Annotated in this window: 5 protein-coding genes; 3 read left to right on the top strand and 2 right to left on the bottom strand. The window is 60.4% G+C overall.

The features are described from left to right. Nucleotides 1-66 precede the first annotated feature (66 nt). The 3 genes from J6525_RS29715 to J6525_RS29700 all read left to right on the top strand — a co-directional run bounded on the left by J6525_RS29715 (nt 67) and on the right by J6525_RS29700 (nt 5,423). Nucleotides 67-1,371, top strand: a complete 1,305-nt coding sequence (locus J6525_RS29715; RefSeq protein WP_225647293.1) for an IS1182 family transposase — start codon at nt 67-69, stop codon at nt 1,369-1,371. Between the two features lie 3,490 nt (nt 1,372-4,861). Further along, nucleotides 4,862-5,140 carry a DUF2934 domain-containing protein gene (locus tag J6525_RS29705; protein ID WP_225647291.1) on the top strand — a complete coding sequence of 93 codons (279 nt, stop codon included), beginning with the start codon at nt 4,862-4,864 and terminating at the stop codon, nt 5,138-5,140. 52 nt (nt 5,141-5,192) lie between these two features. Further along, nucleotides 5,193-5,423 carry a hypothetical protein gene (locus J6525_RS29700; RefSeq protein WP_225647290.1) on the top strand — a complete coding sequence of 77 codons (231 nt, stop codon included), beginning with the start codon at nt 5,193-5,195 and terminating at the stop codon, nt 5,421-5,423. Nucleotides 5,424-5,705: 282 nt separating this feature from the next. On the opposite strand, the gene J6525_RS29695 is transcribed toward J6525_RS29700, so the two are convergent. Together J6525_RS29695 and J6525_RS29690 are read right to left on the bottom strand one after the other, a co-directional pair. After that, a complete protein-coding gene (locus J6525_RS29695) occupies nt 5,706-6,167 on the bottom strand; it encodes a PaaI family thioesterase (RefSeq protein WP_225647288.1) in 462 nt (153 codons plus the stop codon). A 189-nt stretch (nt 6,168-6,356) separates the two neighbouring features. Then, nucleotides 6,357-7,832 (bottom strand): amidase, encoded by a 1,476-nt coding sequence (locus J6525_RS29690; protein ID WP_225647286.1) that lies wholly within the window; start codon nt 7,830-7,832, stop codon nt 6,357-6,359. Between the last annotated feature and the right edge of the window lie 106 nt (nt 7,833-7,938).

Genomic DNA, 7,938 nt, shown 5'->3' with positions numbered 1-7,938 from the left:
TGACCCTGGCTGTGTGAAAACGCTGGGCTGCTGCTATGATTCTCCTCTGATTCTTTGGGGGAATCGATGAGGCGCTTCGTTGAAGAGGCGGACCGTGGGCAGCGGACGCTGTTGCCCGAATGCCTCGATGATTTCATTGACGAGAGCAACCCTGTGCGGGTGATCGACGCATTTGTCGAGGTGCTCGATTTGGCCGGGATGAGCTTTAAGGGGGTGGAGCCTGCGGCGACTGGTCGGCCGTCGTATCACCCTTCGGTGCTCCTCAAGCTTTACATTTACGGCTATTTGAACAGGGTGCAATCCAGCCGGCGGCTGGAACGAGAGGCCGGGCGCAATGTCGAGGTGATGTGGCTGCTGGGCCGACTCGCTCCCGATCACAAGACCATTGCGGACTTCCGCAAGGACAACGGCCTGGCACTGCGCAAGGTATGTGCGCGCTTCGTCGAACTCTGCCGAGAGATGGGTCTGCTGGCGACGGCGAGCGTCGCCATTGATGGCAGCAAGTTCAAGGCCGTGAACAACCGGGACAGGAACTTCACGCGAGCGAAGGTGGAACGGCGGCGTGCGCAGCTGGAGGAGAGCGTCGCGCGCTATCTAAGCCAACTTGACACGGTCGACCGACAGGAGCCGAGCGAGGCGCTGGCGGACAAGGTGACGAGGCTTACCGAGAAGCTGACGAAGCTGAAGGAGGAAATGGGCAAGCTTGCTGCCTACGAGAAGCAGATGCTTGCTTCGCCAGATCAGCAAATCTCGCTGACCGATCCCGACAGCCGCTCGATGGCGACGAGCGGTCGCGGCTCCGGCGTTGTCGGCTACAATGTGCAGGTCGCCGTGGATACCGAGCACCATCTGATTGTGGCGCACGAGGTCACGAACAGTGGCTCAGATCGGGCGCAACTGGCCAATATGGCCAAGCAGGCGAAGGCCGTTCTCCAGACCGAGACGCTCGAGGCTGTGGCCGATCGCGGCTACTTCAACAGCTCGGAGATCCTTGCGTGCCATGAAGCAGGCATCACGGTAACTCTGCCCAAGCCGTTGACGTCGAGCGCCAAGTCGGAGGGACGCTTCGGCAAGCAGGACTTTGCGTATTTGCCAGAGGAGGACGCCTATCGCTGCCCAGCTGGGGAGCGGCTGCCGTATCGAGCTGTGCAGCAGCGCCTTGATGCGAACCCACAAGCCATGCGTCAACGTCGAGAAACAGTTGAGCATCCGTTCGGCACGATGAAGGCCCGCATGGGGGCGACACACTTCCTCACCAAAACGGTCCCAAAAGTAGCGGCTGAGATGGCACTCTCGGTCTTGGCCTATAATCTGACACGGGTCATGAACATCGTCGGGACCAAGCCACTGATCGTTGCGATCGCGGCCTGAGACAGGCGCGGTTCCTGTCTTCCGGACCAGCGCCCTTTGAAGCCGTTTTTACACGGCCAAGACCCGAAGGCGACCTTCAGCTGATCGGCCCTCACAGCGCAAAACAATGTTCAACCATGGTGCGAAATACCGCACAAGATGCGGGTTTATTTTCAAGCGGAAGGACCGAGGGATAATATGAAAAGACAATCGTTGCGTTGTTCGCCGGACTAATCGCGGCTCGTCTGTTCCGAGCCCTCGAGCGGCTGGATCAGGCGAGAGTTCCTGAGCCTCTGGCAGCAGGGGCATCTAGGAACAAGCCGCGCGAACCCGAGTTGGCGGCAATGGATGACAGAGAACTACAAGCACACACTGAACAAGCCCTTGTCGTAGTGACCCTCAGTACGGCAACGTTGATCGCGTCCGTCGTCCTTTTGGTGTCTGCCTTGTAAAGGCCGCCTCAGTTTGGCGGCCTCTTTGTTTTTTCGGCAGATACATAGCGTGTGTGGAGACGGGATGTGTGACAAGTGCGCTGAGTTTGACGAAAAGATCGCGCACCTGCACAGAGCGCGAGTTGCACCCAGCACCGGAAGGATAAGGGCTTCTTCCGTAATTCTCCGACCGTGAACGGAGTTCCGGGCTGAACCTGATCAGGTGCTGTCTCGGCATTTGAACCGCACTCCCGAGTGGAACGATGGCTACCAGCGCCATTCGCATCTCGCGCGTAACCGAAACATACTGACCTTCGGCGAATTAGCGTTTGGAGGCTTCGGGGCTTCGCAAGATGCGAGGCATGTCATGATCCCACTGTCAGCGGGCGACACTTTCCTAATAGTTGCGATTATGAGCGTTACCTTCCTGACCGAGGTCGGTTTCTTCATCTTTATTGGAATGTTCTGAAGGGATTTGCTGCTCCCTCGGTAAGGACGAAGTTTTTTCCGGCTATTTGGGATTGCGCCTCACCATACTCACTCAAGATTTTTGACACGCGCCGTTACACCGATGGCATTGCTCGTCCATGTTCGGCCGAGCCATAGTCCCAAGGCGCCTCACCGGCGAGGCTTGTCCCAACGCTCGGCGGCCGGAATGATTGATGGTGACGGCTCTTCCAATTCCCGGAGCCGGTTGATTTGTGTTCTAAAACTCCCCGGTAGTTCCGGCTCTGGTTTCAGGTACGTGCGCAGTCTCTCCCCGATTTCTCGAACAATTGCTCGGCTGTGTGTGCGATCTATGTCCAGGCGGTTCGGCATCACGAAGCCTCGTTCGGGTGAGAAAGCGCATCGGAGACTAGCGCCTGCCCCTCTCGTAGCTCTTGCCGCTTGCGACCCCGACTGGCTAGTCTAAATGAAACCGGAGACCGCCGCTTTTGGCTATCTGCGCGAGCGCTTGAGAGCAGCGGGTCTTTCGCAGCGACCTTTGGCTATCCCGCGACATGCGCCGGATTGGTACCGGCGAGCGACGGTCTCATGTTGCTTAAAATCCTCGCGGGCGCTTTCGTTCCCTTGATCTCCGATCGCGACGCGATGTTCCATTCGGACGAGGAACTCGGGGTGCGATCATTGACGCTTTAGCCACGGCCCAATTGACACACGAACAGCACACGGAACCACTTCTGAGATTGCCGAGTTGGTTCGTGGGGCGTTGAAGAGACGGATCACCGCCATGAGTCTCGAAAAGCTCGCTGCAATTGCGATAGCTATTCTTGTCGCCTGTACTGGACTGGTCGTGAACTCTCTCGGCTCGCTGCCTCTCGAAAGGCAGTCCACGCCGGCCGTCACGCAAGTTGCGGACCGATTAGCTACGTCCGTGGATCCCTTTTTTAAGCGGTCCGGTGGCTAACAGGTTTGGGGCGAGGCAGGCGTTCCCAAACACCGTCGATACTGCAGGTCGCGACTGTTCTTCCGTAGCGGTCATGGCCAATGTCCCGCGGTATATCGAAGCGTTTGCGGCCTGCGCGCCGCGATATTGAGGAACCTTAGGAATACAATCATCTAACAAAGGCGCCGATCCGCGATCAGCCGATCCGTGATCAGCCAGAGCGCCTGCAGCGCCCTCATCAATGGGCGATTGCTTCGATCACTTTCAGAAGCCGATGATTTCGCAACAAGGCGTTCTACTGCTCGCTAATGGCGTAGCGAGAGCGTAGGGTTGTTCAATCGCCGCCTTCTCAACGCGCACCGACCGGTGACTGAGGGGCACGTACGCCCCCGCCGAAAGCCTCGCGGGAGCGGCACTGTCGCCGTTTCGCATCTCGGAATGGATTGTGCCCTCGGTGATCGTTCGGCTTCTTCTTCTCGTCTGCGGAGTTGACTTCCATCCCATGAGGCGAGGGTATCCTATGCGCTTGCGAATGCCGTGCTTTCTGCTGATGCGACAGGGTAGCTGGCTTGTTACTAGCGGCCAAAGGCGCATAGTCAGCGAATGTTCGAACAGCAACCAACGTTCCTGGCACGGAAAAATCCCGGAAGCGGCTGGGGTGTTGATGTTCTCTGGCCTGATGGCGAAACAGAAGTAATTAAGGGCTTTGTCACCGAGCACGACGCGGCGAAGTGGATTGCTGAGCATTCCGCGGTCTCGCCCAGAAATGATAATAATAATAGGCCGCCTCAAAGTTAGCTGGCCTGCATTGCTAATTGGCGGCGTTTGAAGCGGGTTCTTGCGCATTCAGGGGTGTAAGAGTGTTTCGCCACGGCACTAGGTGCCGGGAGGCCGCAATGTTATTGCTGAATGGTCGAGAAAGCTTCGCAACTGCTGCCACGATGATGATTCAGATTCTCATCGCGGGAACGCTTGTCTCTGCGGGTGGTCAATACCTTCAATGGTCGTCGGAGACAAATCTGGCCGAATTCATGAGCGCCCCCCAGATGAGAGGGTCTCCTTCGACGCCGGCTATGACTTTCAATCGACAAATGCGTTGTGATCTGAAGCGAAGTTATGACGGAGCCGCCGGATCCGCGGTGGCGCTCGGAGGGCGACCGCGAGCTGCCAGTCCCGATAAGGCAAGCTCATTTGCATCATCTGCGAACGTCCTAGAAGACCTCTCGCACTGAGCCGTTTAATCCCGTCTCACTCCTTTGATATTGCCCTTCCGCCTGGCGCGAGGAGCAGACGATCCCCTCTTGCACGCGACTTCGTCGCTAGCCGCCAACTCGCGCGCCAGCCGCTCCGCCTTCAATCGTTCACGATTCGCATGAAACGCGATTTGAGCGCGTTCATATTCTGGCATCGCGGCCTTGGCCTCGGCGTCCCGAAATGCCTTTTGGGCCTCGCGCTGAGCCGCGGTAGGGCGCCTCGTCTCATGGGTGTAAGCCATTTCCCTTCCTCCTTGCCGGCAACTAGCGATCCATCGAGACGTCGCAGTCGCCACCGCGTATCTGGAATCGACTCTCAGTTGACCCTGCAGTTCCTCTCGCGCTGCAGCAGGAGCTTCGCGGGCCCACCTCATGGAGCGGTCTTGGTGGCTCAGAATGAACGATTTGGCTGCAGCCGCCTTACTTTGGCGGAGGTGGCTATGAGCCCGCGCAGTGATCGCCAGGCCTTGGAGCGCCAGTTGGAACGAGCCAACCGGCTTGCGTCCGGCATAAGCGACCAAACGACCTATCAGCGGCTCAAGGCATTTGTCGACGAGCTGACCGAGGGCCTGCGACGGCTTATAGCCGCCCGGCGGTCCAAGCAGGAAGTTCGAGCCCGCGCCCACGAACTTTGGGAACAGAACGGCCGGCCCAGTGGCCGTGATCTTGAGTTCTGGCTGCGGGCAGAGCGAGAACTTAGCGAGAGTGAAAACGAGTGAGTTGACGGGTGTCGCGTGCGCAAACGCTCGCGGCAAAAGGAGGAGCAGCTACATGTCCGACAGAAGAGAACTGTATCGCAGTCCGAATGGAGATGCATGGTTCCTTGGGCGCGAGCCGACCAACGGGAATGCCTTTATCATCCATCAGCCGAATGCGCCGTCCGGCGGCCGACTTTCGCACGTTGAGCTGGGGGAGTTCTTGCGGAAGGACGTCAACGGACCAGAGCATCAAGCTCTGCTGCGTTTGATCGGCACGCTGGTCGACGTGCCGCCGTATTCCTAGAAGATCGGCTGCATTTGCTCCATAACTTCCAATATGCGAAAGCCAAACTCGCGATCCATCGAGAGCACCGACAACCTTCGTCCGCTGCATAACCACAGGGTTTAATTGTTGAGGAAGGCTGTGGCCGCAGCCCTGCGCAACGATGGTCTTCGGTGGTTATGGGTCCCGGCTCCGTGCGCAACCGCGCACTCGGCCGGGACGACACTGAATGTTTGGTGCCGCTCCTCCGCCATACATTCACATCCTCTCAGGATTAGATAGACCGGTTGTGATGCAAGAGTCCTATCCGGGCAGCATCGCGAACGCGCTCGACACCATCGCCACCGGTTTGTTGTCGGTGGCGGAGAGCAGCGTGACGCGGCCGAAGCTCATGGTGCGGCCGAGCCGGACCACGCGGGCGTCGGCCAGCACGTCGGATGCCGTCACCGCGCGCATGAAATGCGTGGTCTGGTCGACCGTCGTCATCGGCCGGTAGCCTTTGTTGGCGGCGAGATTGGCCAGCACCATCGCGGTGTCGGCGAATGCCATCAGCGCCTGGCCGCAGACGATGCCGCCATTGCGGCACAGCCGCTCGGAAAACGGCATGCGCAGGATGGCGCCGGGCTGCCAGTCGGCATCGCCGCCTGCGGGGGCTGCGATGTCGAACTGCTCGATCGAGAGATTGAGGTCCTGTACCCATGGCGCAAAGACGTCGCCGAGCACACGTTTCGCGTCGTCGATCCCGAATTCCCCGGCCTTCTGCATGACGTCCCGTTCCCTCTGTTGATGCTCGTCTTCTAGTACTCAGTATCGCTGTAATGTGAATCGCATTCGGTTGTCATCGCGAGGAGCGACAGCGACGAAGCAATCCATGCCTCCGCATATGCGGGCAGATGGATTGCTTCGCTTCGCTCGCAATGACGATTGTGTCTCACGAATCCCGGATTCCGGGTACTAGTTGCGCGTGACATGCACGGCCGGCGTGTTGCCCGCATTCCACTTGCCGTCGATCGCCCGTTCGATCTGGGCGGCGAGCTGCAGCAACAGCCCGTCACTCGCTTGCTTTCCGATCGCGTGGATGCCGAGCGGCAGGCCGTGCTCGTTGGTCGCGAGCGGCAGCGAGATCGCGGGGATGCCGCAGAGATTGGCGAGCGGCGTGAAGGCGAAGTTGCGCCAGAGATTGCCGAACCAGTCCAGCACCGACGGATTGTCGCTGATGGTGAGATACTCCGTGGTGCCGACCTTCGGCGTCGGCAGTGCCGTGATCGGCGTCAGGATGATGTCCCAGTCCTCGAAGAAGGTGCCGAAGCCGCGGGAGGTGGCGTTGAAGAAGGCCTGCATGCGTGCGCGATCGGCGAAGCTGAAGTCGCGGCCATGCTCCCAGATGCGGATGTTGATCGGCTCGATCAGCTCCGCCGGCGGCCGCTCCAGCCCGCGCGCGGCGAGCATGTTGCCGATCACGACGGCGAAATTGCTGATGTAGCAGGTGGTCTGCGCCGCGAAGGCTTCCCGATAGTCGATCGTCGGCAGTGCGTAATCGACCTGATGGCCGAGGCCTTCGAGGAAACGTCCGACCCGCTCGAGCTCGGCTGTGATGTGCGGCGTCGCGCGATAGTCGCCCCATGTGTGCGACAGCGCGATTCTGAGCCGGCCGGGATCGCGCGCGATCATCGCGGCATATGGCTCGGGCGCCGTCCAGAACGGCATGAACTCGCCGGGCGCAGGTCCCCGGCAGGCATCGACGAAAACAGCGGTGTCGCGCACCGTGCGCGATTGGCAGCCCTGAATCGAGACGAGGCCAGTGAGGTCGGACAGATGCGGCGCGAGCGAGAACACGCCGCGCGAGACTTTCAGGCCGATATTGCCGTTGACCCCGGCGGGAATGCGGATCGAGCCGCCGCCGTCGGTCGCATGCGCGATCGGCACGGCGCCGGCGGCGACCATCGCCGCGCTGCCGGCCGACGAGCCGCAGGTGGTGTAGTCGGTGTTCCAGGGATTGCGCGTGACATAGACTGCGGGATTTTCCGCCGAGCTGCACACCCCGAACTCCGGCGTCGTGGTGCGGCCGATCAGATTGAGGCCGGCCTTGCGCAGCTTCGCCGTCAGGAAGGTGTCGGCTGCAGCGCGATTGCCGCGCATCATCAGCGAGCCCATCTCCTGCAGCCGTCCCTTCAAGGTGGGGCCGAGGTCCTTCATCAGGAAGGGCAGGCCGGCGAACGGGCCGTTGAGGTCGGCGCCGTCGCGTGCGGGATCGGCTATCACGTCGTCGAACAGCTCGACCACGCCCGAGAGCGCGGGATCGACCTTGGCGACGGCGCTGGCCGCCTGCGACGCCAGCTCACGGGGCGTCAGCTCGCCGTTCCGGACGCGCGCTGCGAGCGCCGTCCCGTCGTGCTGCGTCCACTCGTCCCAGCTCATCGCCAAAGTCATTTGATCGATTCCTTTTCTGCTTTGTTGCGCACTGTAATTTGCGCGGCCGCCCGGTCAAACCAGTGCGCGCCGGCAGCCGTCCGACGCGCTTGCGCTGCGCTGCAAG

It is taken from the genome of Bradyrhizobium australafricanum, assembly GCF_020329495.1.
GTDB classification, from domain to species: Bacteria; Pseudomonadota; Alphaproteobacteria; order Rhizobiales; family Xanthobacteraceae; genus Bradyrhizobium; species Bradyrhizobium australafricanum.
The sequence above is the reverse complement of the archived record's forward strand: the minus strand, read 5'-3'. Positions and strand labels throughout refer to the sequence as shown.

What these genes read in the sequence shown, in the direction of transcription:
- J6525_RS29715 (WP_225647293.1), top strand. Translation starts at nt 67, where the DNA reads ATGAGGCGCTTCGTTGAAGAGGCGGACCGTGGGCAGCGGACGCTGTTG.
- J6525_RS29705 (WP_225647291.1), top strand. Translation starts at nt 4,862, where the DNA reads ATGAGCCCGCGCAGTGATCGCCAGGCCTTGGAGCGCCAGTTGGAACGA.
- J6525_RS29700 (WP_225647290.1), top strand. Translation starts at nt 5,193, where the DNA reads ATGTCCGACAGAAGAGAACTGTATCGCAGTCCGAATGGAGATGCATGG.
- J6525_RS29695 (WP_225647288.1), bottom strand. Translation starts at nt 6,167, where the DNA reads ATGCAGAAGGCCGGGGAATTCGGGATCGACGACGCGAAACGTGTGCTC.
- J6525_RS29690 (WP_225647286.1), bottom strand. Translation starts at nt 7,832, where the DNA reads ATGACTTTGGCGATGAGCTGGGACGAGTGGACGCAGCACGACGGGACG.